Genomic DNA, 24,194 nt, shown 5'->3' with positions numbered 1-24,194 from the left:
GGCGGCGGCGCTCGAGGCGGCCGCGGAGGCGGAGGGCAGTCCGCTGGAGCGATCGTGGGCCCTCGCCCGCGCCGCGGAGCTCGGTGGCGACGGCGCCGGCCGGGCGGCGCGGCTGACCGCCGCCGCCGAGCTCGCCGGGGCGGCCGGGGTGCCGCGCCGGGCGCGGGAGTTGCTCGCCGCCGCGCGGCAGGCGGCCCACGGAGCCGTACGCGGCCGGGCCGAGCTGGTGCGCGGCACCCTCGCGCTGTACGACGGGCCCGTCGGCGACGCCCACGCGGAGCTGCTGGTGGCGGCCGCGCTGCTGGGCCCGTACGACCCGGAGCGTGCCCTGGCCGCGCGGCTCGCCGCCGTCGAGGCCGGGTGGGCGATGGGCGACATGGCGGCGTGCCTGGCCGCGCTCGGCGGCGACGGGGGCCCGCCGGCCCGTCTGCGCGACGAGCCCGGGGCGTCGTACGACTACCGGTTGGGCCTGTACGCGGCTCTCGGCGGGCGCCTGGACCGGGCGCGGGAGCCGCTGCGCCGGGTGCTGCGGCGGGCCGTGGGGGACGACGACCCGGTGCGGCTGCTGCGGGCCGGGGCCGCCGCGCTCGTGCTCGGCGACAGCGCGGCCGCCTGCCGGACCGGTGCCCGCGCGCTGGCGCTCGCCCGGGCCCGGGGCCTGACCACGCTGGAGCCGCGGGTGCTGGAGCACCTGGCGTACGCGGAGCTGCGGGGCGGGCGGCACGCCGTGGCGAGGGCGCACGCCCGGCAGGGGCTGCGCGGGGCGCACCGGGCCGGGCTGGGCAACGTCGTCGCGCACCAGCACGCGGTGCTCGCGCTGGTCGCGTCGGTGGAGGGCGACGCCGGGGCCGTGGCGCGCCATGTGGGGCACGCCCTGGCGATCGCGCGGCCGCACGGCCTCGCCCAGGCGGCCACGCTCGCCGAGTGGGCGGCGGCCCGCGCCGATCTCGGGCGCGGGCGGGTTGCGGAGGCCGCCGCCCGGCTCGGGCCGCTGGTGCGGCCGGGGCCGCGCCGGGGCCACTTCGGCGTGCGGATGCTCGCCGTGCCGTGCTTCGTCGAGGCGGCCGTACCGGCGGGGTTGTGCGAGGACGCGCGGGCGGCGGCCGAGGAGTTCGCGGTCTGGGCGGCGCTGGGCGCGGACGCGCAGGCCCCGGCGCAGCTGGCGCGGTGCCGGGCGCTGCTCGCGCCGGAGTCGGAGGAGGCGGACGCCGTCTTCCGGGAGGCGCTGCGCCGCCACGAGGAGGCGGGCGGCGACTTCGAGACCGCGCGCACGCTGTTGCTCTACGGCAAGTGGCTGCGGCGCCGGCGCCGTCCGCGCGAGGCGCGGGGCAGGCTGCGGGACGCGCTCGTCGCCTTCGAGCGGTGCGGGGCCCGCCCCTGGGCCGAACAGGCCCGGGCGGAACTGCGGGCGACCGGTGAGGCGTTGGGGCCCCGGCGGGAACCGGCCGGGGCGCTGCCCGTGCTGACGCCGCAGCAGTTGCGGATCGCGCGCTGTGTCGCCGAGGGGGCCACCAACCGCGAGGTGGCCGCGTGGCTGTCGATCAGCCCGCGCACCGTCGACCACCACCTGCGGAACGTCTTCGCGCTGCTCCAGGTGCGCTCCCGGGTGGAGCTGTCGCGGCTGATGGACCGGGCGGACGGGATGGGGGCGGCCGACCGACTCGTATGATGATCGCCGCTGAAGCTGAGGGGGACTCAATGAGCGGTCGGCTCGCCGGGATACTGATCAGGCTCGGGGTGGTGCTGGCCGTGGTCGGCGCGATCACGGCGGGGTGCCTGTCCACCACCGGGCGCTTCCCGGGCGACTCGATGGACGTCCGCTGGAACACCCCCGCGGACCGCACCGACTCGGACCACGGCAACGGCGTCTGGCTGTCCGGCGACACCCTGGTCCGCAGCCGCTTCGACGCCGTGACCGGCTTCGACGCCCGTACCGGCAAGCGGGCATGGGAGTACGTGCCGCCCGGACGCTCGGAGATCTGCGGTGGCGACGCCGACGAGGCCGCGTCCGTGCTGGTGGTGGTCCGCGACGCCGAAGGCAGGTCGGAGAAGGCCGGGGAGTGCGCCACCGCCGTCGCGATCGACCTGAAGGACGGTCGTGAGCTCTGGCGCACCGGCATCGCCTACGTTGCCGGCGATGCGGACTCCGAGCGTGAGACCGTGGTCGCGGCCGGCGGAGTCGCCGTGCTCGGCGAGCGGGTGCCGCGCGCCGTGGACGTGCGCACCGGCAAGGTGCGGTGGACCGCGGCCGTCCCCAAGGACTGCTCGGTGGGCCGGTTCGGCGCGGCCGAGCGCCGGGTCGCCGCGGTGCTCGCCTGCGGTGGCGTCCAGGTGGGCACGGACGAGGCGCCTGGCAGCTCCGGCGAACTGCACGCCGCCGCCTTCGACTCGGTCACGGGCGCGCTGCTCTGGTCGACCCCTCTGAGCGCCCGCCGCCCGCTGCTCGCCGGGGGCTCGGAGGTACGCGTGGTGTCCGCGGACCCGTTGGTCGTGGCGGGGCCCGGGGCCTACTACTCGTTCGGCAAGGACGGCCGCGCCCACCCCGCCATCGACTACAAGGGCGACTACGGCGCCATTGGCGGGACCTATCAGCACACCGCACCCGTACGGTTCTGGGTCGCGGTGGACGACAACAGGCTCTATGCCCTGGGCGATCACAACAGCAGGTACTACGACCACACTCTGGTCGCCTTCGACCTGGCGACCGGCGAGGTCGCCTGGGGCGGCACGGACGAGCACATCGACGGCGTGGAGGCCCAGGGCCTGCTCGTCCAGGACGGGAAGGTCACCGTGCTCACGGAGGCGGACGAGCACTACTTCGCCGACGGCGACGTGTTCGTCTTCGACGCCGCCACCGGCGAGGAGCTCGACAACCGCGGCTTCCACGACCAGGTCGACGGTGGGGACGCGCTGTTCGACTACCGGGGGCTGCTGATCGTCGGTGAGGCGGGGTACCGGTCCTCGCCCTTCACCGCGTACGAGCGGTCCTGACGCCCCATCGGACCGGAGGGGGCGCACACGGGCGCACGGGGCGCACGAGGGGCGCCCATTGGTCCGTACCGCGCGCCCCGTACGCCCCAGCGAAAGGTTCCTGCGCTCGCGTCCGGGGCAGTCGCATGTGTGGCATCCGAGCGCCCGGGTAGCGCCGGGCCACCACCGGGAGGGGAACCGCCATGACCAAGGTGCTTGTCCTGCACAGCGTCGCCCTGTTGCGGTCGGCGCTGGCGGCGCTGCTCACGAAGGAGTCGGAGGGGTCGGGGGAGTCCGGGGAGCCAGGGGAGTCCGAGGGACAGTTCGACGTCTCCGCGTGCGGCTGGCGCACGGCGCTCCGGCAGGCGGAGTCCTTAACGCCCGACGTGTGCGTGGTCGACCTCGACTGTCCGGGCACCGCGACGCTGTGGGAGGAGGGACGCCCCGGGGGCGGTACGGGCCTCGGCTCCCGCATCGGGCTGCTGGTGCTCGCCTCGGCGGGACGCCCCGGGGCGCTGCGCAAGGCCTTCGAGGCCAGGGCGCTGGGCTACGTCGACAAGGACGGCTCCCCACGCCGTCTGGTGAGGGCCATCCGCAAAGTGGCGGCAGGCGAGCGGTTCGTCGACGAATCGCTCGCCTTCGGTTTTCTGGAGGCGTCGCGGATGCCGCTGACGGCCCGGGAGTTGAGCGTCCTGGCCCGCGCGGCGGAGGGCGAGTCCATCGCCGAGATCGCCAGAGGGCTGCATCTGTCCAACGGCACCGTGCGCAACTACATGGCGTCGGCCACGCGGAAGGTCGGCGCGCGCAACCGGATCGACGCCATCCGTATCTCGCAGGGCGCGGGGTGGGTGTGAGGCCGGGCCGCGTGGCTCAGCCGTGGGCGACGCCCACGAGGTCGCGGTAGAGCGGCGAGGTGCCCAGCAGCTCCTCGTGCGGCGCGCACGCCGCCCGCGTACCGTCCAGGACCAGGACGCGGTCCGCCCGTACCGCCGACGAGAGGCGGTGGGCGACGACGATCAGTGTGCCCGGGCGTGCGGCGAGCGTGCGCTCCGCGTGTTCCTCCGTCTCCGGGTCCAGGTGGCAGGTCGCCTCGTCGAGGATGAGCAGCGGGGCGGCGGCGAGGTGGGCGCGGCCGAGGGCCAGGAGCTGCCGCTCGCCCTGCGACAGCGCGCCGGGGTCGATCACCGCGTCGAGGCCGCCCAGCCGCCGCACCAGGGGGGCGAGGCGCAGCGCCTCGACGCTCTCCTCCACCTCGGCGGGGTGCGCGCCGGGCCGCAGGTAGCGGAGGTTGTCGCGGACCGTGCCGCTGAAGACGTGGGCCTGCTGCGGCAGCAGGGCGCGGCGCGGGTCCGGTCCGGGCGGGCCGTCGTGCCCGCGGGCGGGGGCGCCGTCGATCAGGACCGTGCCGGCCGTCGGGGCGAGCAGCCCGGCGAGGAGCGCCGTCAGCGTGGACTTGCCGATGCCGCTGGGGCCGACCACCGCGAGGTGCTCCCCCGGCTCGACGACGAGGTCGAGGCCGTCGAGCACCGGGCGGGCCCGCGGGCCGTACGCGAAGGTGACGCCGCGCAGTTCGACGGCGGCGGCCGCGCGCGGGCGCGGGTCCTGCCGTACGGGCGCGGCGGCGGGCTCCCCGCCCGGGAGCGCGGGCTCCTCCGTGCCGAAGCGGTCCAGCACCACCAGGAGCCGGGTCCCCGCCGCGCCCAGCGCCGTCATGAGCGTGTGCAGCGCGGGCAGCAGCGCCTGTACGAGGTAGGTGAAGGCGCCGAGCAGGGCGCCCGCGGTGACTCCGCGCCCGAGCAGCCACGGCGTCGCCACCAGCAGCGCCACGACCGGCAGCCTGCCCGCCGCGCCCAGCGCGAGGGTACGCACCCCGGCCCACCGGGCGAGGCGGCGCGACAGGCGCGCCTCCGCGCCGATCAGCGCGCCCACGTCCTCGGTGACCCGGCGCTCCCCGCCGCACGCCACCACGTCGCGGAGCCCCGCCCCCACCGCGCCGACCCGGCCCGACAGGGCCTCGTCCGTGTCGAGGAACGCCCGCTGCGCGGCGGCCATCGGCGCGAGGGTGGCGAGGAACAGCAGCAGTCCCAGGAGCAGCGGCGGCACCACCACGAGCAGCAGCGCGGGCGCCAGCGAGGCCATCCCGAGCAGCGCGCCCAGAGCCGTGAAGACGAACGACCGGGCGGTCAGGACGAGTCCCGCGAAGCTGTCCCTGGCCATCTCCGTCTGGTGGACGAGCCGCGAGACGGCCGCGGTGCTCGTGGCCGCGGCGCCGTCCGACCGGGCCGGGTCGGACACCGCCGCGGCCAGGGCCTGCGACACGGCCCGGCGCACCAGCCCGTCGCGCAGCGACTCCACCAGACCGGCGAGGCCCGCGAACACGCCGCGGACGGCGAACCCGCCCAGCACGGCGGCGCCCGCGGCGACCGCCAGCCACACCAGTCCGGTGCCGGTACGGCCCGCGAGGAAACCGTCGTCGAGGGCGCGGGCGACGCCGTAACCGGTGAGGAAGGTGTGGGCGGATTCGAGGAGCGACCAGCCGGTCAGGGTGAGCAGGGCGCGCCGTCGGCGCAGCAGGAACCGGCGTCCCTGCGGAAGGACGCGGCGCAGCGGGCCATGGCTCGTCATGAGGCGGTTCCGTCGGTCGTGGCGGCGAAGACCGCGCGGTAGGCCGGGTCCCGCCACAGCTCCGGGTGCGGCCCGGTGGCGCGTACCCGGCCTTCGTCCAGCCAGATCACCAGGTCGGCACGGGCCGCCGAGGACAGCCGGTGGGCGATGACGAGCCGGGTGCCGTGCCGTACGTCGCGGGTCAGCGCCCGCTGGACCTCCCGTTCGGTGAGGGTGTCCAGACTGGACGTGGCGTCGTCGAGGATCAGCAGCCGCCCGGCGTGGGCGAACGCGCGCGCCAGGCCCAGGCGTTGCAGCTCCCCGCCCGACAGGGGCGCGTCCGGGAGCGGGGTGGCGTAGCCGTGGGGCAGCCGCTCGATGAAGCCGTCGGCGCCCGCCGCGCGGGCCGCCGAGCGCAGGGCGTCGCGGGGCGGTGTCCGCGCGCCGAAGGCCAGGGCCTCCTCGACCGTCGCGCCGAACAGCGCGGGTCGCGCGAAGGCGTAGCCGACCTCGCGGCGCAGGTCTCCCTCGTCCAGGGCGCGCAGCGGGACGCCGTCGAGCAGGACCTCGCCGTCGTCGGGGTCGGTGAGCCGGCCCGCGACCGCCGCGAACAGCGACTTGCCGGACCCCGAGCGGCCGACCACCGCGACCGTCGCGCCACCGGGCACCACGACGTCGACGTCGCGCAGCACGGCTGTTTTGTCGCGTACGACGGTGACGCCGCGCAGCGCGAGCGTGCCGGCGCCGCTGGGGGGCAGGCTCCCCGTCCCGTACGCGAAGGGCGGCAGCGACAGCGGCTCGGTCGTGCGGCGGGCGGCGGCCCGGCCCCGGACCAGGCCGCCCAGCAGCCCGGCCACCGCGCCGACGCCCGCGGCGAGCGCGGCGTACCGCGAGGCCGCCAGCAGCTCGCCGACGCCGATCGCCCCGGACGCGAGGCGCAGCCCGCCGACGGCGAGGACCAGGCAGACGAGCAGCGGCATCAGCACACCGCTGCGGGCGACGGCGGCGCCGTACACGCGCCACATCCGCCGCCCCTCGGCGCCGAGTTCGGGCAGCGTGGACAGGATGCGCCGCCGCTCGTGCGCGGCGGTCCCGGCGGCGGCGACGGTACGCGCCCCGGCGAGGGCCTCGACGAGCCGGTCGGCGATGCCCGACTGCACGCGCTGGTAGCGCGCGACGCTGTCGGAGGAGTGGCGGGCGAACGCGCGCAGCAGGAGCAGCAGCAGGGGTACGCCGGCGAGGAAGGCGGCCGCCGTCCGCCAGTCGATGAGGAACAGCGCCACCAGCGCGCCGAGGGGCGGCAGCACGGAGGCGGCGGCGCTCGCGGCGGTGGCGGGCACCGTGCCCGCCTCCGTCGCGTTGGCGGTGAGCCGCGTCGCCAGGTCCCCAGGGGGGAACCGCGCGGCCGCGTGGTGCGGCGCGGTACGCACCAGCCGGGCGAGGACGTGCGTACGCAGCCGGGCCGTCGTACGGGCGTTGGTCACGCCGGTCAGCCACGCCACGGCGGCGTCCAGCGCCAGGTCGGCGGCGATGAGTGCGGCGCAGAACGCGACCCAGCGGGGGGCGGCGGGGGCGCCGGCGAGCAGGAGGTCAAGGGTGTGGCCGACGGCGGCGGGTTCGGCGAGGGTGGCGAGGGCGGAGGCGAGGGAGCAGAGGAGGAGGGCGGCGGTATGCGGGGCACTGCGCCGCGCGGCGGCACGCAACGCGGTGCTCGCCGGGGCTGGGGTAGGCATCCGGGGCGTGTCCTTCCTCGTTCGGGACCCAGGCCCCACGGGGGGGCGGCACCCGTCGGTGCGGGGTCCGGGGCGGGGCCCCTCCGGGCTCGACTCCTCGCGGCCGGCGGCCTTGGGCTCGTACGGACGCGGAACGGTCTCAGCGCCTCCCCCGTACCCGAAGGGCTACGGGGGAGGGTGGGCACACCGGACTACGGTCCGCAGACGAACGGGGGTCCGGGGCGAAGCCCCGGTTACGGGAAGTGGGGCCCCCACGCCCGCAGGGCGTAGGGGGAGGGGTGGGGGAAAAAGGCCCCGCGCAGCCCGCCGATGCCGGAGCCCCGGCCCGAGCGGGAGAGCCCGCTCGGGCCGGGGCCGGCGGCCACACGGTGTCGGCACCGGGTGGCCAGGACGCGTCAGTTGCAGGTCGTGACGCTCAGGCTGCTGTCACCGCAGAGCAGCAGGCTCGCGCGGCTCCCCGTGGCGACATCGCCCGTGGCCTCTTCCTTGGGGGTTTCCATCGACTGGAGGTCGAGAAGCGTCATGTTCGTTTCCCTTCTATGGGGACGGTGTGCTTCTTCACGGTCCCGGACTGGGACCGGCTCTGGGGCCGCCGCAGCGGCGGAAGGAACGGCAGCTGTGCCACGCCGTCGGTGGCGGCGCTGCCGAGGGCGAGCAGGCAGCCGGCGGTCCCCGTGGAGAGGTCCATCGACAGCCGCATCATCTGCTCGCCGGGGAAGGCCAGATGTCCCTGGTACGGCACGGCGTGCCGGGTGAGGGCGTCGATCTGGCGGTGTACGTCGGCGGGTTGGACGCCGGGCGCGGTGGTGCGGCTGAGGTACAGCACCATGCCGGCCGCGCCCCGGAACAGCCCCGGCTGGGCGTAGAAGGTGGCTTGGGCCGCCCGTACGATCTCGGTCCGCGCCTGCGCGAAGCGCTCGTCGTCGCGGTGGGCGGCGAAGTCGTCGAGCACCATGCCGATGCCGACGCTCCCGGCGCCGAGGTACGGCATCGTCCGCCAGCCCTCGTCGACCTGGAGGGTGCCGCCCGCGCCACGCACACAGCGGTCGAGGTCGCGGCGCAGGGCGTCGGCGGCGAGGTCGAGGAGGCCGGTGTCGCCGGTGCGTTCGTACAGGCGCAGGTAGAGCAGCGCGGGCCCGGAGTTGCCGTGGAGCAGCCCGGCCCGGGTGGGATGGGTGCGGCCGGTGAGGTCCGCGCAGCGCAGGGCCGCGTCGTGGAGGCCGAGCGCGTCGAGGGCGAGGCCGAGGCCCGCGAGCCCGCTGTGGAGGTCGGGGGCGATGTCGTCCCAGGGGCGGGCGAGGGCGAGTTCGGCGAGTTCGAGGGCGCGTTCGGGGTGGCCGAGGCGGTCGAGGGTCCAGGCGATGCCGGCGAGGCCGTCGTAGAGGCCGAGCGGGCTGCCGGAGGGGGGTTGCTTGGTGTGCTCCAGGAGCCATTCCTCGGCGGCGGTGTGGCGCGGGGCGCCGGTTTCGGCAAGGGCGTACAGGACGCCTGCCGCACCGTAGCCGAGGCTCATTCCGCCTGCGGCGGTGGCGAACTGGGCGATGTCGCCGGGGAAGAACCGGTCGTCCCGGTGGGGCGTGGCGGAGGTGGTGATGGCGCTGACCAGGGAGTCGCGGCTGCGGGGCCAGTCGGCCGGCTCGACGGGCAAGTACGGCGCGGGGGCCGGGCCCGGGGCGATCTCCGCGACCGCCTCGTCGAGGAAGTCGCGCGGCACGGGGAAGTGGGCGGCCGCGATGTCGGCCAGGTGCCGTGCCTTGTGCGGGTCGAGCGGGAGGAGGCTGGTGAGCGGGATGAAGAGCGCGAGGCGCAGGCAGGCGAGGGCGTAGCGGTCGACGTCGAAGCCGCGCCGGTCGGCGGGGGCGACGAAGGCGGGGTTGGCGACGGTCTGCCGGCGGCCCTCGTCGATGTGCGCGGCGGCCTCGAAGTCGAGCAGGACGACGGACTCCTCGTCCTCGGCGACCATGATGTTGAACAGGTGCAGGTCGTTGAAGACGACGCCGCGCGCGTGGACCGCCTCGACGGCCTCCTCCACCAGCCGGTGGATGCGCAGGGCCCACTCGGTGTAGGCGGCGAGGCTCTCGGGGGTGGGGTCGGCCTCGATGAGCGGGTGACGGCGGGCGAAGAAGGTGTTGAGCGGTTTGCCCTCGATGTACTGCATGGCGAGGAAGTGGTGGTCGCCGAGGGTGAAGTGGTCGTGCACCTCGGGGGTGCAGGGCAGGCCGGCGAGCCGTTCGAGGGCCTCGCGTTCGCGGCGGAGCCGGGTGACGGCGTCGGCGCCGTCGGCGGCCAGCCCGGCGTGCGGGCGGGCCTCCTTGAGGACGACCTTCTCGCCGGTGCGGGTGTCGTGGGCGACGTACACGCCGCCGCCGTTGGAGAAGTGCAGGGCGCGTTCGACGGTGTACGGCATGCCGGCGACGGTGACGTTCTGCCGGGCCTCCAGGTGCGGCCGGAGGAAGTCGGGGAGCCGGACCCAGTCGGGCGTCTGGAAGACGGGGCCGCGCAGGTCGGGGACGAGCCGTCCGTCGGGGTCCTCGACGGCGGGGCACAGCTCGCCCTTGTCGTCGTAGCAGTGGCGCTGGGTGAAGCTGCCGTACCGGAGGAACACCGGGCCCTGGCCCCAGCGCAGGTCGCTGAGGATGTACGGACCGGCCTCGCCGGCGAGCAGGGCGTCGAGGTCGCCGGCGACGCGGTGGCACTGCTCGTCGTCGGCGGGATAGACGGTGATGAACTTGCCGCTGGCGGCGCGGTCGGCGTACTTGGCGTTGCGGTTGTGGAGCAGGTAGCGGCTCGGGACGAACTTGAAGGCGATGCCGTGGGTGAGGCAGTAGTCGGCGGTGCGGGAGAGAATCGTTTCCGCGTTGTCCAGGCACGCCGACACGTGGATCTTCCACCCCTGCGCCGGCAGCGTGTGCCGTACGGGCCGCAGGGCGAGCCAGTCCCCGCTGCGGTGCCGCTGCCAGCCGTCCGGTACGGACGCGAGCGCCAGTGCGTACGGGCCCTGGCCGTCGAGTGACAGCCGGTGCGGCGCGTCGTAGAAGTGGCGGTCCGCGTCGCAGAAGGTGGCGTACCCCTTGTTCACTCCTGCTCCCTCGGTCGGCGACGAGGAAGACAGTGCCACCGGGTCGGGGGCGGCGAACAGTCACAACTGTCAGCAAAGAGCCGTGCGGAACGCACGAGTAACGTCCGTCACGTGACGGACGAGCGGCCCTCCCGGGCGGCGAGGACGAAGGAGTGCCCGGCCGGGTCGGCGTACGTCCGCACATCACGCGGCCCGGAGTTGTCCCTGGTCTCCACGGGGCGGGCGCCCAGGCCGACCGCCTCGCGCTCGGCCTCGTCCATGTCCTCCTGGGCGACCAGGATGTGCAGGTGCGCCTGTTGCGCGTCGTCCGGGCGGGGCCAGCTCGGGGGCGCGTATCCGTGGTCGCGGCGGATGGCCAGGCGTACGCCGTCGTGGTCGAGGACCTCGATGAAGTCGGGGTCGGTCCCCCGCTGGGCGCGGGCACCGAGTAAGGACGCGTAGAACTCCGCCAGGGCTTCCGGTTCGGCACAGTCCAGAACCAGGACACTTGTCTTCGAAACGGTCATGGAGCCCTTGTGCCCCGCTCCCCCGGACCGACACCCCGTGAGGCACCCCCCGGACGGCCCAGTGAACGGGGCGGCGGCAGCCGCGTGCCGCACATCATGGAGGACCGGAGGACGGAGAGGAGCACCCTGTGGGCGAGGGCATGGAGCGCGCGGGCGGCGGGCCGCGGGCGTACATCGGCTCGTACACCTCGGGCGGCGGGCGGGGCATCACGGTCGCGGACGTGGACCCGGCGACCGGGGCGCTGACCGCGCTCGCGGACGTCGACACCGTCGTGAACCCCTCCTGGCTGGCCCTCGCGCCGGACACGGGGGTGCTGTACGCCGTGAGCGAGACGGAACCGGGCAGGGCCGCGGCCTTCCGGCCCACCGCCGGAGGTCTCGCCCCGCTCGGAGCGGCGGTCGAGGTGGGGGGCGTCAACCCCACCCATCTCAGTGTGGCCGGGCGCCGGCTGCTGACCGCCAACTACGTCTCCGGGAGCGTGAGCAGCCTGCCGCTGGCCACCGACGGCGGCCTCGCCGGGCCTCCCGCCGTGCTCACGCACCGGGGCTCGGGCCCCGACGCCGACCGGCAGGAAGGGCCGCACGCCCACCAGGTGCTCCCCGACCCGAGCGGCCGGTGGGTGCTCACCGTGGACCTGGGCACCGACTCGGTACGCGTCTGCGCGCTCGACACCGGCACCGGGGAGCTGCGGGTGCGTGCCGAGACGGTGCTGCGCGCCGGGTCGGGGCCGCGGCACCTCGCGTTCCACCCGGACGGCGAGGTGGTGTACGTCCTCCACGAGCTGGAACCGCTGCTCACCGTCTGCCAGTGGGATCCGGCGTCCGGGCGCCTGGAGCCGCTCGCGGAGGTCGACGTCGACCCCGATCCCGGTCCGAACGGCGTACGGGCGCACCCGTCGGTCGTCTCGGTCTCCTCCGACGGGCGGTTCGTACGGGCCGCGGTGCGCGGCAGGAACACGATCGTCACCCTCTCCCTCGCCGACGGTGCCGAGAAGCCGCGGCTCACGGGGGTCGTGGAGTGCGGGGGCGTCTGGCCGCGCGCTCTGGTGCCCGACCCGTCCGGGCGCAGGCTGTACGTCGCCAACGAGTGGTCCGGCGACGTCACCTGGTTCGACGTCGACCCGCTGAGCGGGCAACCGCGCCGCGCGGGCGCGCTGGAGGTACCGGCCGCCGCCTGCGTGGTCTTCGCCTGACGTTCGCCGGGGTTCGGCGGATCAGGGCGTCTTCGGCGAGGGTCCGTACCAGTCGAGGCACATCACCAGGGCGTCGTCGTCCAGGGGGGTCTCCCCGTGGTGTGCCGCGAGGTCCCGGAGCATGGCGGCCGGCACCTGGCTCGGGGGCAGCAGGCGGGTGGCGCTGAGCGAACGCGCCAGGGCCCGCTCTCCGTAGTGCTCGCTCGCGGAGGACGGCACGCCGTACACCCCGTCGCTGGCGAAGAGCAGCCGGTCACCGGGCTCCACGCTGAAGGGCTGCGTGACGTAGGGGGTGTCCTCGAACATCCCCAGCGGCAGCTGAGCCTCGAAGCGCAGCGGCTCCACCACGCCCGCGCGCATCCGCCAGGCCCGCGGTGACCCCGCGTCGACCACCTCCACCTCGCCGGTGGCGAGAACGAAGCGCAGCAGGAGCACCGAGACGTAGGTGCGCCCGTGGTACTGCGCGTAGACCGCCTGATCGGCCAGGGCGGCCTGGTCGGCGAGACCGAGCCCGGCCCGCCGGGCGTTGCGCAGGGCGTTGACCGCCAGATTGGTCAGGAGCGCGGCGTCGATGCCCTGCCCCATGCCGTTGGTGACGGTGAGGATCAGGTCGTCGGCGGAGATGGACCAGTCGTAGTTGTCGCCGAAGATGGCGTACGCGGGCTCCAGGTGGGCGCCCAGGGAGAACTCCGTGCGGGAGCAGGCCCGCCCGGGGAGGAGCTGCCACTGCATCTCCGCGGCCAGGGTGAGGCGGGCCGCGCGGCGGGCGAGGACGTAGAGGTCCGTGTCCCGTTCGGCGACCAGGATCTCGTGGCCGAGCGCCTCGCAGATGTGCCGCATCTCCGGGAGGACGGTGTCGAGAGGGCAGTCGCCGGGAAGCCGGACGGAGAGCACCCCCATCCGGTCGCCCCGGATGGTCACGGGCAGGTGCACGTCCACCGCGCCGGTGGCGCCGCCCTCGACGACCACCGGTTCCTGGGATCCGAATGCCCGTCCCTGGGGGCTGTCGTGGATGCCCACCGGCTCGGTCCTGCGGGGGGCTCGCTCGACCGCCTGGAGCGATCGGACCGCGTAGTCGGCGAGCCGGAGCTCCACCCGCTCGGCTCCGTACTCCGTGGCGAGGGCGGTCGTCACGATCTCCAGGAGGGTGTGGGGTGCGCCGGCCCTCAGTGCCCTGTCGACGGCGATGAGTCTGTCCACGTCGTGCCGCCTTTTCCCCAGCTCGGAAAGGGAACCGGTCCTCACTCAGTGTAAGGCGGCTGGGCGGGGGTGCCCATGCGGGCGAGTAGATCACGCCCGTACGGGCAGGCGGACCATTCGCATGAAACGGACAGACGGGAGGTCGAGGATGGTGCCGGGGCCACTCAAGGACGACTGGGACCCCATGCGCGGCGGCGAGGTCGGCGAGGGTCTGCGCACGCGCTTTGACGGAGACCTGAGAAACGTCACGGACGCACGGCTGGCGGCGGGCCAGTTCCTCGACACCCTCGCGTACGCCGATCCGCCGACGGAGCCCGACAGCCGGGACGACATCGTGCTGGTGGTCACGGAGCTGGCGGCCAACGCCGTTCAGTACGCTCCGGGGCCGTTCACGCTGCGGGTGCGGCGCACCTTCGACGGGGTCCACGTCATGGTGGGCGACACCAACCCCGAGCCGCCGAAGCCGGTCCCCTGCCGGCCCGATCGGGCGCCCGGCGGTCTGGGCTGGCACATCGTCCAGGCGCTCGGCCGGGTCGACGTCGTACGGGACCGGACGGGGAAGGAGATCCACGTCTTCCTGCCGTGGTAGGCGGCAGGGAGGGGTGGCGGCCGGTTACCGGCGGCCGTGCCAGTCCAGGCAGAGGACCATGGCGTCGTCCTCCGCGGCGACGGGGCCGCGGTGCCCGGCGAGCTCGTGCAGCACCGCGCGGGGCACCTGGGACGGCGGAAGGAGGCGGGTCGCGGTCATCGCGCGGGCGAGCGCCTTGTCGCTGTAGCGCTCCCCGGCCGGCGAGGCGGCGTCGTAGACGCCGTCGCTGACGAAGAAGAGCCGGTCGCCCGGCAGGACGCTGAAGGGCTGCGCCCGGTAGAGGGTGTCCTCGAACATGCCGAGCGGCAGCTGCGCCTCCAGGTCGATCGGTTCGGGCTTGCCGTTCCGCAGCCGCCACATCTTCGGCGATCCGGCGTCCACGATCTCGGCGTCTCCGGTCGCGAGGTGGAAACGCAGGAGGAGGACGGAGAGGTGCGCGGCCCCGTGGTAGTGACCGTAGATGGCCTGATCGGCGAGGCACGCCTGGTCGGCGAGGCCCAGCCCGGCCCGCCGGGCGTTGCGCAGCGCGTTGATGGCGAGATTCGTCAGGAGCGCGGCCTCGATGCCCTCGCCCATGCCGTTGGTGACGGTGAGGGTGAGGTGGTCGGCGGAGGTGGACCAGTCGAAGTTGTCACCGTGGATGGCGTAGGCGGGCTCCAGCTGGGCGCCGATCTCGTACTCCGGGCGCGAGCAGGAGCGGCCGGGCAGCAGCTGCCACTGCATCTCGGCGGCGAGGGTGAGGCGGCTGGCGCGGCGGGCCTGGAGGTACAGGTCGGTGTCGCGTTCGGCCACCACGATCTCGTGTCCGAGGATCTCGGCGATCTCCTGGAGTTCCCGCTCGGTAGGGGGCGTGTAGCCGTCGGCGGGCAAGCGGACGGTGAGGACGCCGATACGGTCTCCGCGCACACTGACGGGGAAATGGGCGATCACACGGGTGCCCCGTGGCTGCTTTTCGACATACGGTTGCTGGGAGCCGAAGGCCCGTCCCGGCGCGCTGCTGTGTACCGGCACGGGCTCGACGGCGTCCGCGAGGGGCTGGACCGGTTGCAGTATGGTCATCGCGTAATCGGCCACGAGAAGGTCGACGGAGACGGCCGTGTAGTGGGCGATGAGCGCGTCACGCACTGCTTCGAGAAGGGCGTGGGGCGGCGCCCCGCGCAGCGCGCGCTCCACAGCCGAGAATCTGTCCACCGTTCGGGTACCACCTGTTCGAGAGAATTGCGTAATAAGGAGTGGATGGCCTCTTATGTCGCGGAGACTGACAAGGCCGTTGCGAAGTGTCACAGTTGAGGGCATGCATTCCGAGACTTCTCCAGGCGCTGACCGGGATGCTGCCGCACACGCCGCCCGCGAGGTCATCGAGCTGCTCGAGGTGCTGTGGAACAAGGGCCGGGACATGACCTCACCCGCCCCGGTCTCCTCCTCGCAGCTGCGGGTGCTGTACATCCTCGACCGCGACCAGCCCATCAACCTGCGCACCCTCGGCGACGTCCTGGGCTCCGCACCCTCCTCCGTCAGCCGGATGTGCGACCGCCTCGACGCCCTCGGCTTCATCGAGCGCTCCCCCAGCGCCGCCAGCCGCCGCGAACTCGAACTCCGCCTCTCCGGACGCGGCGAGAACTACCTCAAAGACCTCCGCGCCCGCCGCGAAGCAGCCCTGATCCACGTCATCTCCGCCATGCCGGCCGCCCAGCGCACGGCCCTCGCCACCGGTCTGAGCGGCTTCCGCCTCGCCGTCGAGGACACCCAGGAATCCGAGGACGCCCGGGGGGCCCACAAGGCCGGCGACGCGGAGGAGACCGCCTGACCGCCGAAGGCGCACGGCATGCCGTCCGCTTCACCGTCACCTGCCTTGTTCTCGAGCGTGCGCGCCACGGGCGGGGCACGCGGAGGGACTCGCACGAGGAAAGAGTGTTTCCTTTGGGTCACAGTTGTCAAACGGCAACTGTTTTCTGGCGATAGCCACGGGGCATGCTTCCCCTTCGGGCTACATTTGCCATGCGGCAACCGTCACGAAGGCGGCAGTACCGTCGCCACGGAACGGGATCGACCGGCACCGGGGTGATCTGCCTCAGGAAGGGGCTGCGCATGGATCCACACGACGACGACGCCGGCGGCCGGGCCGCCGCCACACACCCTCTGCGCAGCGAGGACGACCTGCTCGCCCTGCGCCACGCGGTGCGCTCCGCGACCGTACGGGCCGGCTTCGAGCTGGTGGACCAGACGCGCATCGTCACCGCCGCCAGCGAGCTCGCACGCAACGCGTACGTCCACGGCGGAGGCGGCGCCTGCGAGGTGAGAGTCGTCCAGCGGTCGGGACGCCGGGGGCTGCGGGTGTCGGTGACCGATCACGGACCGGGCATCACCGACCTGGACACCTCCTTCGTCGACGGGTACTCCACCGGCGCCGGCCCGGGGCACGGCCTAGGGGGCGCACGGCGCCTGATGGACGAGTTCCACGTCCACACCGAACCAGGGCAGGGCACGACCGTCGTCGCCGTGCGCTGGACGTCGCCCTCATGACGCCGCGGCGGCCTCGGACCCGTCAGTCACTCAGATCGCGGCCGAAGTCGTCGGCGCACTCCTGCCGGGCCGACTCCGTCTGCGCCTTGTCCACGCACGCCTGGAAGTCCCGCCCGCTGTCCGAGTTGAGAAGGGACACGCCCACCGCGATCAGCACAGCCGTGCCCACCACCGTGAGCGCGCCCAGCACGAGACCCGTGATCGCCATGCCCTTTCCGGCGGCACGCCCCCGGCGGGCGCGCCGCACCGCGATGACGCCGAGCACGATGGCCGCGATGGCCAGCGGGATGCCCACGAACCACAGCCAGAACAGGAGCAGGGACAGGACACCGGTCACCAGCGCCGCGATCGCCATCCCCTGACCGGGTCGCTCGCCACCCGGCCTGTCGGCGTGATGGCCGGACTCGTACGCCGTGTTCGGATACTCCGCCTGCGGTCGGTGCGCGTCGGACATGACAAGCTCCTTTTGCCGTCGAAGGTCTGCTGCTGATAGGGGAGTTGCCGTGCACCGCGTGTGCCCCGCATCGGGCCGCGCACGCACCCGGGGGCGCGCGTCTTGGGGGCCGATTGCCCTCGTCGTGACGCGCGGGTTAGGCTGCGAGCATTTGCCGTACGGCAATGGTTAAGCATTAAAGCAAATGTTGTGGGGGCCGCTCCCGCCGGGAGCGTGCGTCTGTTCGGTCTTTTCGTCGTGGCATCTGAGGAACGAGGTTGGTCATGGCTGAGACGGTGGTCGAAGGGGCGCGCGCCGTGCCCCGGTCCCGGCCGGCTCGCGGGGGCGGCAAGGTCGGCGAGGCGGAGCTGCGGCAGTTGCTGGCCGGCCTGACGGCGGTCCGCGACGGGGACTTCGGCACCCGGCTGCCCGTGGAGGCGGAGGGGCTGGTCGGCGAGATCGCCACCGTCTTCAACGGCATGGTCGACCAGCTGTCGCTGTTCACCTCCGAGGTGACCCGGGTGGCCCGGGAGGTCGGCACCGAGGGGACCCTGGGCGGCCAGGCCGTGGTGCCCGGCGTGTCGGGCACCTGGGCCGATCTCACCGACTCGGTGAACGCCATGGCCGGCAACCTGACCACCCAGGTGAGGGACATCGCCCAGGTGGCCACCGCGGTGGCCAAGGGCGACCTCTCGCAGAAGATCGACGTGGACGCCCGGGGCGAGATCCTGGAGCTGAAGGACACCGTCAACACGATGGTCGACCAGCTCTCCGCCTTCGCCGACGAGGTCACCCGCGTCGCCCGCGAGGTCGGCAGCGAAGGCCAGCTGGGCGGCCAGGCCCAGGTGCCGGGCGTCGGCGGCGTGTGGCGCGACCTGACCGACTCGGTGAACTTCATGGCGGGCAACCTGACCGACCAGGTCCGCAACATCGCCCACGTGGCCACGGCCGTGGCCAAGGGCGACCTCTCCCAGAAGATCACCGTCCAGGCCCGGGGCGAGATCCTGGAGCTGAAGAACACCATCAACACGATGGTCGACCAGCTCTCCGCCTTCGCCGACGAGGTCACCCGCGTCGCCCGCGAGGTCGGCACCGAGGGGCGGCTCGGCGGCCAGGCCGACGTGAAGGGCGTCTCGGGCACCTGGAAGGACCTCACCGAGTCCGTCAACGTGATGGCCGACAACCTCACCGCCCAGGTGCGTTCCATCGCCGAGGTCACCACCGCGGTCGCCCAGGGAGACCTCTCGCAGAAGATCCGGGTCGACGCCCGGGGCGAGATCCTGGCGCTGAAGGAGACCATCAACACGATGGTCGACCAGCTCTCCGCCTTCGCCGACGAGGTCACCCGCGTCGCCCGCGAGGTCGGCACCGAGGGGAACCTCGGCGGTCAGGCGACCGTCCGGGGAGTCTCCGGCACCTGGAAGGACCTCACCGACAACGTCAACGTGATGGCCTCCAACCTGACGGGGCAGGTGCGTTCCATCGCCCAGGTAGCCACCGCGGTGGCCAAGGGCGACCTCTCGCAGAAGATCACCGTCGAGGCGAAGGGCGAGGTCGCCGCCCTCGCCGGCGTGATCAACACCATGGTCGACACGCTCTCCGCGTTCGCCGACGAGGTCACCCGCGTCGCCCGCGAGGTGGGCACCGAGGGCATCCTCGGCGGCCAGGCCAGGGTCCCCAACGTGGCCGGCACCTGGAAGGACCTCACCGACAACGTCAACTCCATGGCGAACAACCTGACCAACCAGGTCCGCAACATCGCCCTGGTCACCACGGCCGTCGCCAACGGAGACCTCTCCAAGAAGATCGACGTCGACGCCCGCGGCGAGATCCTGGAGCTCAAGACGACCATCAACACGATGGTCGACCAGCTGTCCTCGTTCGCGGCCGAAGTGACGCGCGTGGCGCGTGAGGTGGGCAGTGAGGGACGGCTGGGCGGCCAGGCCGAGGTCGAGGGCGTGTCCGGCACCTGGAAGCGGCTGACGGAGAACGTCAACGAGCTGGCCGGCAACCTGACGCGGCAGGTGCGGGCCATCGCCGAGGTCGCCAGCGCGGTGGCCGAGGGCGACCTGACCCGGTCCATCACGGTCGACGCCTCCGGTGAGGTCGCCGAACTGAAGGACAACATCAACACCATGGTGGAGTCGCTGCGCGAGACGACTCTGGCCAACCAGGAACAGGACTGGCTCAAGTCCAACCTCGCCCGCATCTCCGGCCTCATGCAGGGCCACCGGGACCTGGCCGTGGTCGCGGAGCTGGTGATGGACGAGCTGACACCGCTGGTGTCGGCCCAGTACGGCGCCTTCTACCTGGCCGAGGAGGCTGCGGAGGGGACCGAGCTGAGGCTGGTCGGCTCCTACGGCCGCCCGGTCGACTTCGCCGGGCACGCGCGCTTCAAGCTCGGCGAGTCGCTGGTCGGGCAGGCCGCCCGCAGCAAGCGGACGATCGCCGTCGAGCAGCTGCCCGGCGACTACGTCAGCATCTCCTCCGGCCTGGGGCAGTCCGTCCCGGTCAGCCTGGTCGTGCTGCCGATCGTCGTCGAGGACCAGGTGCTCGGCGTCATCGAGCTGGCGTCGTTCACGCCCTTCACGGCCGTGCACCGGGACTTCCTCGAGCAGCTGATGGAGATGCTCGGTGTCAACGTCAACACCATCGTCGCCAACGCCCGCACCGACGAACTGCTGGACGAGTCCCAGCGGCTGACCGCCGAACTGCAGGCGCGCTCGACCGAGCTCCAGGTGCAGCAGGAGGAGCTCCAGCGGTCCAACGCGGAGCTGGAGGAGAAGGCCGCGCTGCTGGCCGCGCAGAACCGCGACATCGAGACCAAGAACCTGGAGATCGAACAGGCCCGGCAGGAACTGGAGGCCCGGGCCCAGCAGCTCTCGCTCGCCTCCAAGTACAAGTCGGAGTTCCTGGCCAACATGAGCCACGAGCTGCGCACCCCGCTGAACAGCCTGCTCATCCTCGCCCAGCTGCTGGCCCAGAACCCCACCCGCAACCTGACCCCCAAGCAGGTCGAGTACGCGGGCATCATCCACTCGGCCGGCTCGGACCTGCTCCAGCTCATCAACGACATCCTGGACCTGTCCAAGGTCGAGGCCGGCAAGATGGACATCAACCCCGAAGTGGTGGCGCTGCGGCAGCTCCTCGACTACGTCGAGGCCACCTTCCGCCCCATGACCGCGCAGAAGCACCTCGACTTCACCATCAGCACCGCTCCGGGCGTGGCGACCGACCTGCTGACCGACGACTCGCGGCTGCGCCAGGTGCTGCGCAACCTGCTGTCCAACGCGGTCAAGTTCACGGAGCGCGGCAGCGTCGAACTGCGCATCGAGATGGCCGCGGAGAACGAGCTTCCGGCCTCCGTGCAGCGCGGTGTGCCGGTGATGGCCTTCCACGTCAAGGACACCGGCATCGGCATCGCCGAGCAGCACCTGGAGACGATCTTCGGCGCCTTCCAGCAGGCGGACGGCACCACCAGCCGCAAGTACGGCGGCACCGGTCTGGGGCTGTCCATCAGCCGGGAGATCGCCCATCTGCTGGGCGGCGCGCTGACCGCCGAGAGCGTGCAGGGCCAGGGCAGTACGTTCACCCTGTACCTGCCGATCGCGCGGTCCGAGTGGAACGCCACCGGCGTCGCCCCGGAAGCGGCGCTGCCCGCCGCGCAGCCGGCCGCCGATCGCGCAGCCGGCGGCATGACCGCCCGCCGGACCGCGGTACCGCGCCAGAAGCGCCGGCTGCTGGTCGTCGAGGAGCGCAGCAGAGGTCTGCTCTCCCTGGTCGCCGAGAGCGCGGTGGCCGACCTGTCCGGCAGCGGCGAACTCTCCAAGCACACGGCGAACATCGAGGTCATCACCGCCGTGGGCGCCCAGGAAGCGGCCGAGAGCCTGGCCGCCGGGCCCTTCCACTGCGTCGTCCTGGAGCTCGACATGCCCAAGGGCGCGGCGCTGCAGTTCCTGGACGCCATGGACGGCGACGCCGCCGCGATGACGGTGCCGGTCCTGGCACACAACAGCCGCCGTCTGGAGCGGGCCCAGGAGGAGGAGCTCCAGGCCCGTTCCCACGCACGGCCGCTGGAGCTCATCTCCAGCCTCGACGAGCTGCGGGAGCGGATCGCGCTGCACCTGTCGGCGGAGGAACCGGGGCATGTGCTGCCCCTGGTGCGTACGGAGGAGCTGTTCCAGCAGCCCTCCCAGCCCGTCGACAGCACGCTGGCCGGCCGCACCGTGCTGGTGGTGGACGACGATGCCCGCAATCTGTACGCCATCAGCGGCATCCTGGAGATGCACGGCATCGAGGTGCTGCACGCCGAGAACGGCCGCAAGGGGATCGAGACGCTGCGCGAGCATCCGGAGATCGACCTGATCCTGATGGATGTCATGATGCCCGAGATGGACGGGTACACCGCGACGTCCGCCATCAGACAGGATCCCGCCCACGCCCACCTGCCCATCATCGCCGTGACGGCGAAGGCCATGCCCGGAGACCGGGAGAAGAGCCTGGCCGCCGGTGCGAGCGACCACGTCACCAAGCCGGTCGACGCCAACGACCTCATCGCCTGCATCGGGCGCTGGATCCCTGCGTAAGGAAGCACAGTGAGCACTCCTGAGCATCGTGGAACCGCGGTGGCCACCGAGGGCGGGACCGCGGACGAGGTGGAGCCGGCTGCCTCCGTGCACCGGTCCACGGGGGTGGGCAGGCTGGCCGCGACGGTCGAACGGCTGCGCAGCGAGATCCGCGCCGCGCAGGCCGCGGCCGACGGCCGTGCCCTGATCGAGCTGGCCAAGGGCGTGCTGGTCGAGCGGCTCAGGTGCAGTCCGACGGTGGCGGCCCAGCAGCTGGCCGCGCTGGCGGAAGAGGCGGGCGTCTCCCAGCTGGAGCTGGCGGCGGACATCGTCAACCAGGCGGCCCGGGACCATGTCACCGACATCGCCACCGAGTTCGTCCGGCGTACCCACAGCGAGACGGAATCCGCCGGGAACCAGGACGTCTCCGTCGGCGTGCGGCTGCGTACGGCGGAAAGCGCCGCACTGGCCGCGGGAGACACCCAGGCGGTCGCGGAGTCCCTGCTGGAGCACGCTCTGACGCCACTGGGCGCCAGCGCCGTGGCGGTGTGGACGGCGGGCTCCGACGCCTCCCTGACCCTGGCCGGCCATGCCGGGTTCCCGGCGGACGAGGCCGTGCGCTGGCGGTACGTACCACCGGGTGTGTCCACGCTGGCCCGCCAGGCGCTGAGCCGGCGGCAGGCGGTCCGGGTCTCGTCCCTGCGCGCGGCCGGTCCGCCGTCCATCGGGTGGGCCCACCACCCGGACGGCGGGCGCGTCGCCGTCCCGGCGGGAACCGGCGGCCGCATCCACGGGATCCTGGAGATCTGCTGGCCCGACCCGCTGCCTTCGCACCCGCCGCAGATCGAGCGGCAGATCGAGGCCCTGGCGGAGCTCTGCGCCCACACCCTGGAGGGGCGCCCGGGAACCGCGGTCGTGCCTTCCGCGGACGCCTGGATCAGCACGCCCGACCTGTCCGAGCTGGCGAATCTGGCGGAGGGCCTGCACGACCCGGCGCTGGTGCTGACGCCCTTCCTCGGACCGGAGGGCGAGCTCGTCGACTTCCGCATCCATCACGTCAACAGCCGTTTCGTCGACCCGGCCGGGCGCCCCCGCAACGCCGTCAGCGGCGCGCTGCTGCTGGAGGCGTACCCCATGGCGGTCGGCGGCAGCGAGTTGTTCGAGAGCATCGAACGCGTCTACGCCACCGGTGAGCCGTTCCGTGCCCGGCGCATGACCCTGACGGCCCTGGTCGATCAGGTGCCTCTCGCCGCCGTGGCCGACATCAGCGTCAGCCGCCACGGCAGCAGCGTGCTGCTGATCTGGCGGGTCGAGGACGAGACGGCACGCCTGGCGAGCCTCCTCCAGCACGCCCAGCGCCTCGGCCGGATCGGCGGCTTCGAGGAGAACGTCGCCACCGGCGAGATCATGTGGAACGATCAGCTGTTCGACCTCTACGGGCGTCCCCGCACCATGCGGCCCGTGCCCCTGGAGGAGTTGGCCGCCCACGCCCACCCGGACGACGCCGTGGCCATCGGCCAGTTCCTGCGCTCCGTGCTGCGCCACCGGCGGCCGGCGTCGGCGGACTTCCGCCTGCTCCGCCCGGACCGGGTCACCCGGCACATCCGCGTGATCGCCGAGCCGGTCGTCGACGCCGACCAGAGGCTGCTGGCGGTGCGCGGCGCCTATCAGGACATCTCCGCGCAGCACTGGACCGAGGTCGCCCTGGCGGCCACCCGCGACCAGCTCGCCCACACCGAGCAGCAGGCCGCCGAACGCAACCGCCTGACGCTGCAGTTGCAGCACGCCATCATGCCGCCCGCGCAGGCACCGCTGGACAGCCCGGGGCTGCAGATCGCGGTCCGCTACCGGCCGGCGGAGTCGGAGTCCATGGTCGGAGGAGACTGGTACGACGCGGTCGTCCTGCCCTCCAAGCAGGTCATGCTGTGCGTGGGCGACGTGGCCGGGCACGGCATAGAGGCCGCCACCAGCATGGTGGTGCTCCGCAACGCCATGCGGGGTCTGGCGGTCACCGGCGCCGGTCCGGGGCAGCTGCTGTCCTGGCTGAACATCGTGGCCCACCACCTCACCGAGCACGTCACCGCCACGGCCGTGTGCGGACTGTACGACCCGCACAAGGGCACCCTGCGCTGGGCCCGCGCGGGCCACCTCCCACCGGTGCTGATCCGCGGGCAGAAGGCCACCACGCTGCGCACGGTCAGCGGGATACTCCTCGGCGCGCTGTCGGAGGCGTCGTACGAGGAGGAGGAGCTGCGGATGTCCCCCGGCGACACCCTGCTGATGTACACCGACGGGCTGGTCGAGCGCCGGGACGAGTCGGTCCAGGACTCCCTCGCCAAGCTGCTGAGCAACGCCCGTATACCGACCACCTCGCTCGAGCAGCGTCTCGACGGTCTGCTCACGCACAGCAAGTCGGACACGGACGACGACACGTGCCTCATCGGCATCCAGGTGGTGTGACGCCGGACGGGGTTGCCGGTGACTGACAACGCCGTTGTGAGGTGTCACAGTTGGGGGCATGCGTTCCGAGACTTCCCCAGGCGCCGACCGGGATGCTGGCGCGTACGCCGTACACGCCGCCCGTGCCGCTCACGCCGCCCGCGGGGTCATCGAGCTGCTCGAGGTGCTGTGGAACAAGGGCCGGGACATGACCTCACCCGCCCCGGTCTCCTCCTCGCAGCTGCGGGTGCTGTACATCCTGGAGCGCGACCAGCCCATCAACCTGCGCACCCTCGGCGACGTCCTGGGCTCCGCACCCTCCTCCGTCAGCCGGATGTGCGACCGCCTCGACGCCCTCGG

The 24,194-nt window shown here is 73.3% G+C and carries 18 protein-coding genes; 10 read left to right on the top strand and 8 right to left on the bottom strand.

Features of this window, described 5'->3' with window-relative positions; all coding sequences use genetic code 11:
- The 3 genes from ABZX67_RS32155 to ABZX67_RS32145 all read left to right on the top strand — a co-directional run.
- Nucleotides 1-1,669 (top strand): LuxR C-terminal-related transcriptional regulator (locus ABZX67_RS32155; protein ID WP_355367945.1); only part of this gene is annotated, 1,669 nt, incomplete at its 5' end.
- 29 nt (nt 1,670-1,698) lie between these two features.
- Nucleotides 1,699-2,991: a PQQ-binding-like beta-propeller repeat protein gene (locus ABZX67_RS32150; protein WP_355367942.1), complete on the top strand. Its 1,293-nt coding sequence runs from the start codon at nt 1,699-1,701 to the stop codon at nt 2,989-2,991.
- Nucleotides 2,992-3,173: 182 nt separating this feature from the next.
- A complete protein-coding gene (locus ABZX67_RS32145) occupies nt 3,174-3,824 on the top strand; it encodes a response regulator transcription factor (protein WP_355367939.1) in 651 nt (216 codons plus the stop codon).
- Nucleotides 3,825-3,840: 16 nt separating this feature from the next.
- Here the strand turns inward: ABZX67_RS32145 and ABZX67_RS32140 are convergent, their stop codons facing one another.
- The 5 genes from ABZX67_RS32140 to ABZX67_RS32120 form a co-directional block, all read right to left on the bottom strand.
- The gene (locus ABZX67_RS32140; RefSeq protein ID WP_355367936.1) at nt 3,841-5,595 is read right to left on the bottom strand and encodes an ABC transporter ATP-binding protein; all 1,755 of its coding nucleotides are present in this window, start codon (nt 5,593-5,595) and stop codon (nt 3,841-3,843) included.
- Nucleotides 5,592-7,307, bottom strand: a complete 1,716-nt coding sequence (locus tag ABZX67_RS32135) for an ABC transporter ATP-binding protein (RefSeq protein WP_355367933.1) — start codon at nt 7,305-7,307, stop codon at nt 5,592-5,594. Before ABZX67_RS32135 ends, ABZX67_RS32140 begins: the two co-directional genes overlap by 4 nt.
- Nucleotides 7,308-7,702: 395 nt before the next feature.
- On the bottom strand, nt 7,703-7,831 hold the full coding sequence (locus tag ABZX67_RS32130) for a SapB/AmfS family lanthipeptide (protein ID WP_058940762.1): 129 nt from the start codon (nt 7,829-7,831) through the stop codon (nt 7,703-7,705).
- Complete coding sequence (gene lanKC / locus ABZX67_RS32125) at nt 7,828-10,386, bottom strand: class III lanthionine synthetase LanKC (protein WP_355367928.1); 2,559 nt, start codon at nt 10,384-10,386, stop codon at nt 7,828-7,830. Before lanKC ends, ABZX67_RS32130 begins: the two co-directional genes overlap by 4 nt.
- Before the next feature lie 107 nt (nt 10,387-10,493).
- Entirely contained in the window at nt 10,494-10,892 is a 399-nt protein-coding gene (locus tag ABZX67_RS32120; protein WP_355367925.1) for a VOC family protein, read from the bottom strand.
- A gap of 140 nt (nt 10,893-11,032) precedes the next feature.
- Here ABZX67_RS32120 and ABZX67_RS32115 point away from each other — a divergent pair, with 140 nt between their 5' ends.
- On the top strand, nt 11,033-12,085 hold the full coding sequence (locus tag ABZX67_RS32115; protein WP_355367954.1) for a lactonase family protein: 1,053 nt from the start codon (nt 11,033-11,035) through the stop codon (nt 12,083-12,085).
- 21 nt (nt 12,086-12,106) lie between these two features.
- Here ABZX67_RS32115 and ABZX67_RS32110 read toward each other — a convergent pair whose 3' ends face one another.
- The gene (locus ABZX67_RS32110; protein ID WP_355367922.1) at nt 12,107-13,285 is read right to left on the bottom strand and encodes a PP2C family protein-serine/threonine phosphatase; all 1,179 of its coding nucleotides are present in this window, start codon (nt 13,283-13,285) and stop codon (nt 12,107-12,109) included.
- A gap of 184 nt (nt 13,286-13,469) precedes the next feature.
- On the opposite strand from ABZX67_RS32110, the gene ABZX67_RS32105 reads away from it, so the two are divergent.
- A complete protein-coding gene (locus tag ABZX67_RS32105) occupies nt 13,470-13,874 on the top strand; it encodes an ATP-binding protein (protein WP_355367951.1) in 405 nt (134 codons plus the stop codon).
- Nucleotides 13,875-13,898: 24 nt separating this feature from the next.
- On the opposite strand, the gene ABZX67_RS32100 is transcribed toward ABZX67_RS32105, so the two are convergent.
- Complete coding sequence (locus ABZX67_RS32100; protein WP_355367919.1) at nt 13,899-15,065, bottom strand: PP2C family protein-serine/threonine phosphatase; 1,167 nt, start codon at nt 15,063-15,065, stop codon at nt 13,899-13,901.
- A 103-nt stretch (nt 15,066-15,168) separates the two neighbouring features.
- Between ABZX67_RS32100 and ABZX67_RS32095 the strand changes: the two genes are divergently transcribed.
- Nucleotides 15,169-15,681, top strand: coding sequence for a MarR family transcriptional regulator (locus ABZX67_RS32095; protein ID WP_355367916.1), 513 nt, complete (start codon nt 15,169-15,171; stop codon nt 15,679-15,681).
- Nucleotides 15,682-15,962: 281 nt separating this feature from the next.
- The gene (locus ABZX67_RS32090; RefSeq protein WP_355367913.1) at nt 15,963-16,397 is read left to right on the top strand and encodes an anti-sigma regulatory factor; all 435 of its coding nucleotides are present in this window, start codon (nt 15,963-15,965) and stop codon (nt 16,395-16,397) included.
- A gap of 22 nt (nt 16,398-16,419) precedes the next feature.
- Here ABZX67_RS32090 and ABZX67_RS32085 read toward each other — a convergent pair whose 3' ends face one another.
- A complete protein-coding gene (locus tag ABZX67_RS32085) occupies nt 16,420-16,851 on the bottom strand; it encodes a DUF4190 domain-containing protein (protein ID WP_355367910.1) in 432 nt (143 codons plus the stop codon).
- 263 nt (nt 16,852-17,114) lie between these two features.
- Between ABZX67_RS32085 and ABZX67_RS32080 the strand changes: the two genes are divergently transcribed.
- The 3 genes from ABZX67_RS32080 to ABZX67_RS32070 all read left to right on the top strand — a co-directional run.
- Nucleotides 17,115-21,416, top strand: a complete 4,302-nt coding sequence (locus tag ABZX67_RS32080; RefSeq protein ID WP_355367907.1) for a HAMP domain-containing protein — start codon at nt 17,115-17,117, stop codon at nt 21,414-21,416.
- A gap of 69 nt (nt 21,417-21,485) precedes the next feature.
- Nucleotides 21,486-23,855, top strand: coding sequence for a SpoIIE family protein phosphatase (locus ABZX67_RS32075; RefSeq protein ID WP_355367948.1), 2,370 nt, complete (start codon nt 21,486-21,488; stop codon nt 23,853-23,855).
- 58 nt (nt 23,856-23,913) lie between these two features.
- Nucleotides 23,914-24,194, top strand: a 281-nt coding sequence (locus ABZX67_RS32070) for a MarR family transcriptional regulator (RefSeq protein ID WP_355367904.1), incomplete at its 3' end; no start/stop codon positions are given.

The organism is Streptomyces sp. NPDC003036 (genome assembly GCF_040611175.1).
In the GTDB taxonomy this organism is placed as follows: Bacteria; Actinomycetota; Actinomycetes; order Streptomycetales; family Streptomycetaceae; genus Streptomyces.
Note: the sequence above shows the minus strand (reverse complement) of the source record. Positions and strands in the feature narration are given on the sequence as shown.

Coding starts and splice junctions, on each gene's coding strand:
- ABZX67_RS32130 (WP_058940762.1), bottom strand. CDS start 7,831: ATGACGCTTCTCGACCTCCAGTCGATGGAAACCCCCAAGGAAGAGGCC.
- ABZX67_RS32080 (WP_355367907.1), top strand. CDS start 17,115: ATGGCTGAGACGGTGGTCGAAGGGGCGCGCGCCGTGCCCCGGTCCCGG.
- ABZX67_RS32145 (WP_355367939.1), top strand. CDS start 3,174: ATGACCAAGGTGCTTGTCCTGCACAGCGTCGCCCTGTTGCGGTCGGCG.
- ABZX67_RS32105 (WP_355367951.1), top strand. CDS start 13,470: ATGCGCGGCGGCGAGGTCGGCGAGGGTCTGCGCACGCGCTTTGACGGA.
- ABZX67_RS32095 (WP_355367916.1), top strand. CDS start 15,169: ATGCATTCCGAGACTTCTCCAGGCGCTGACCGGGATGCTGCCGCACAC.
- ABZX67_RS32090 (WP_355367913.1), top strand. CDS start 15,963: ATGGATCCACACGACGACGACGCCGGCGGCCGGGCCGCCGCCACACAC.
- ABZX67_RS32140 (WP_355367936.1), bottom strand. CDS start 5,595: ATGACGAGCCATGGCCCGCTGCGCCGCGTCCTTCCGCAGGGACGCCGG.
- ABZX67_RS32135 (WP_355367933.1), bottom strand. CDS start 7,307: ATGCCTACCCCAGCCCCGGCGAGCACCGCGTTGCGTGCCGCCGCGCGG.
- ABZX67_RS32115 (WP_355367954.1), top strand. CDS start 11,033: ATGGAGCGCGCGGGCGGCGGGCCGCGGGCGTACATCGGCTCGTACACC.
- ABZX67_RS32150 (WP_355367942.1), top strand. CDS start 1,699: ATGAGCGGTCGGCTCGCCGGGATACTGATCAGGCTCGGGGTGGTGCTG.
- ABZX67_RS32085 (WP_355367910.1), bottom strand. CDS start 16,851: ATGTCCGACGCGCACCGACCGCAGGCGGAGTATCCGAACACGGCGTAC.
- ABZX67_RS32120 (WP_355367925.1), bottom strand. CDS start 10,892: ATGACCGTTTCGAAGACAAGTGTCCTGGTTCTGGACTGTGCCGAACCG.